The organism is Kitasatospora sp. NPDC002543, from assembly GCF_053594915.1.
Map to the genome: position 1 here is coordinate 1 of NZ_JBSFWR010000221.1, position 2,380 is coordinate 2,380.

The 2,380-nt window shown below is 70.5% G+C and carries 4 protein-coding genes; all 4 read right to left on the bottom strand.

What is annotated here, in order from left to right; all coding sequences use genetic code 11:
• Positions 1-176 precede the first annotated feature (176 nt).
• The 4 genes from ACWD4P_RS38070 to ACWD4P_RS38085 all read right to left on the bottom strand — a co-directional run bounded on the left by ACWD4P_RS38070 (position 177) and on the right by ACWD4P_RS38085 (position 2,241).
• Positions 177-374 carry a hypothetical protein gene (locus ACWD4P_RS38070; RefSeq protein WP_449782801.1) on the bottom strand — a complete coding sequence of 66 codons (198 nt, stop codon included), beginning with the start codon at positions 372-374 and terminating at the stop codon, positions 177-179.
• Positions 375-502: 128 nt separating this feature from the next.
• On the bottom strand, positions 503-670 hold the full coding sequence (locus ACWD4P_RS38075; protein ID WP_449782802.1) for a hypothetical protein: 168 nt from the start codon (positions 668-670) through the stop codon (positions 503-505).
• Entirely contained in the window at positions 670-951 is a 282-nt protein-coding gene (locus tag ACWD4P_RS38080) for a hypothetical protein (RefSeq protein ID WP_449782803.1), read from the bottom strand. The genes ACWD4P_RS38075 and ACWD4P_RS38080 overlap by 1 nt, the downstream gene beginning before the upstream one ends.
• A gap of 105 nt (positions 952-1,056) precedes the next feature.
• The gene (locus ACWD4P_RS38085; RefSeq protein WP_449782804.1) at positions 1,057-2,241 is read right to left on the bottom strand and encodes a helix-turn-helix domain-containing protein; all 1,185 of its coding nucleotides are present in this window, start codon (positions 2,239-2,241) and stop codon (positions 1,057-1,059) included.
• Positions 2,242-2,380 lie beyond the last annotated feature (139 nt).

Sequence of the window (2,380 nt, forward strand, 5' to 3'; positions counted from 1 at the left end):
ACCGCGATCTCCCGCGACGAACCCGACGGCCCTTACGGGCCGGTCGGCGGCCTGCCGGCCCCTACTCTCCTTATCGTGGGCTCAGCCGCGGTACGGCTCCAGCCACCCACACATGGGGCACTGCCAGTAGTTGCCGTTCACGAACATCGCGCAGCCGCAGCCTCGGGGGCACGCCATTACCGATCACCTCCTCCCTCATCGGTCGTCGACAGCCGGACGATCATCCGGCCGAGCCTGGCGGCCTCCTCGGGGGGCAGCGCAACGGCGGCCTGGTCGATGTGCACGACCACCTCACCCATGGCGGCGAGGCGCACGAAGACCTGCCCCTCCGTGCCGTGGAACGTGCGTTCGTCTACGGGCATCACGTCGTCCATCGTGGCTCTCCCTTCGGTAGTGCCCGGGCCTTCTCCCGGGTCAACGAGGTTCTGGGGCAGCCTGTCACGGGACCGGTGGTACGGCGGGCGCCAGACGGTCGGGGCCACTGAAGTCCCGCCAGCTACACTCACTGGTTCGTGTGCGGCAGGCTGGTCTGCTGCTCATCGGCTTCCGGGGCATGCCCGGCAGCGGCATCAACGTCCTCGGGGCGCAGGGAGGCGCTACGGGCGAGCATCTCCCGTACGCCGTTGACAGCCCTGTGCCAGTCCTCGCTGTTCGGGTTGAAGAGCTGCATCACTGGACCGTCGGGGCCGTGATCGGCGGGCAGGCCGAGCACACGCCGACCGCGTAGGCGAGCCCGTCGTCCGTGACGTGGCCGGCATCGGTCAGGGGACCGGCGCCACCGCAGCTGACGCAGGCGGTACCGGACCGCTGGGCCGGCGTCAGCCGAACGCCGGTGCGCGGGGCGACCACCCGCACGCTGTCGCCCAGGCGACCGGACGCGGCGTTCTGCAGATCGTGGCGGCGTCGGAGATCCTGCGGCGTTCGGTTCAGGGCGCGGGTGGTGGCGGCCATCGACTCTCCTCGGTGTAGGTGTCCCGATACAGAGAGTGTCGGCCGCGCGGGGGCCCCGAACTATCACAACGCGGTGATAGTTCGGGGCCCGTGTGTGATAGTCGGTCAGATGCCCACCCAGTGGGCAAGATTGACCAATGTTCCGGGTGTTGCGCGCCGTGCTGAGAGCAGGCCGGCCACCGTCTCACGCACCATCGGCTGATACCTCGTCTGCTGCGGGGCGACCTCCCGGGCGCGCTGCAGAGTCTGCTGGGCCTGGTCCGTCCGGCCGGTCCACAGCTGGGCCCGTGCGACCTCCGCCAGGTGCGCAGCCACTCGCGACGCTGGCCAGTCCGCGGGGACCGTCAGCCCAGCTGCAGCCTGCAGCGCCTCTCCGTACTGGCACTGCTCGGCCAGCGTCGCTACTTGGTGGGTCGCGACGTTGGTCGGCCCGAACGACAGCCAGTGGACCCGCGTTGCCTCGCCCGTCGTCTCCGCCGTCCGGGACGCCTCCGCGATGTGGGCCGCCGCCGCCGTGCCGTCGCCCGCCCGCGCGGCCAGGACGGCGGCACCGAGGTGCAGCTGCCCAGTGACGACGTCACGAACCCGACCGGGCTCACCCTGGTTAAGCGTCGTCATGCCGACCGCGACGAGCCGCTGGCCCATTCGGTACTGGCCGGCCCGCAGATAAACCAAACTCCGCAGGTACTGCCGCATCCCGGCGAGGACCGGATCGGACGCACGTGCCGCCGCCCAGTCGAGGCGGTCGAGGGCAACCACGCACAGATCCGTGTAGCCCAACTTCGTGGTGACGTCGTAGCCGGTGCGGTAGGTGCTGGCGAGCACGCTCCATGCCTCGGTGGTCTGGGCAGTCCACGCAGCGGTGGTGGCCTCGGCGATCAGGTCCGGCAGCGCGGTGGCGGCGTCCTTCAGCCGGCCGTCGCGCACCAGCGCGCACAGCTGATCGGCAGCAGCCGCGAGGGCCGGGACGCCGCGCGGGGTGACGTCCGGGTCGGCGCCGAGGTCGTACAGGTCGAGTGCCTCACGGATGGGCTGGATCAGGCCGTCCAGCTCGTCCTGCTGCAACTCGGTGAGGTAGGGCTGACCGGTCAGGTCCGTCGTCTGTACGGACAGGGCCTGGGCGACGGCGGCCACGACGGCTGGGGTGGCGGGGCGTGCCCCCTGTTCGACCTTGGCCATCATGCTGTAGGAGATGTGAGCGCGGCTGGCCAGCTCTTGCTGAGTCAACCTGCGCAGTTTGCGGTACCAGGCGATGCGGGCGCCGATGTGTTCGGCGGCGGGCACGGGCATACTGGACTCCGTTCGTAGCGACCACTGCGGACGATACCCGTTGTAGGTGGCGGGCAGCCGTCGGCGGCGGAGTCACCGGGGTGATGGAGCGGCTGTCCGCCATCGAGCACGAGATGCGGCCCAACTCGGGCGGCTCCTT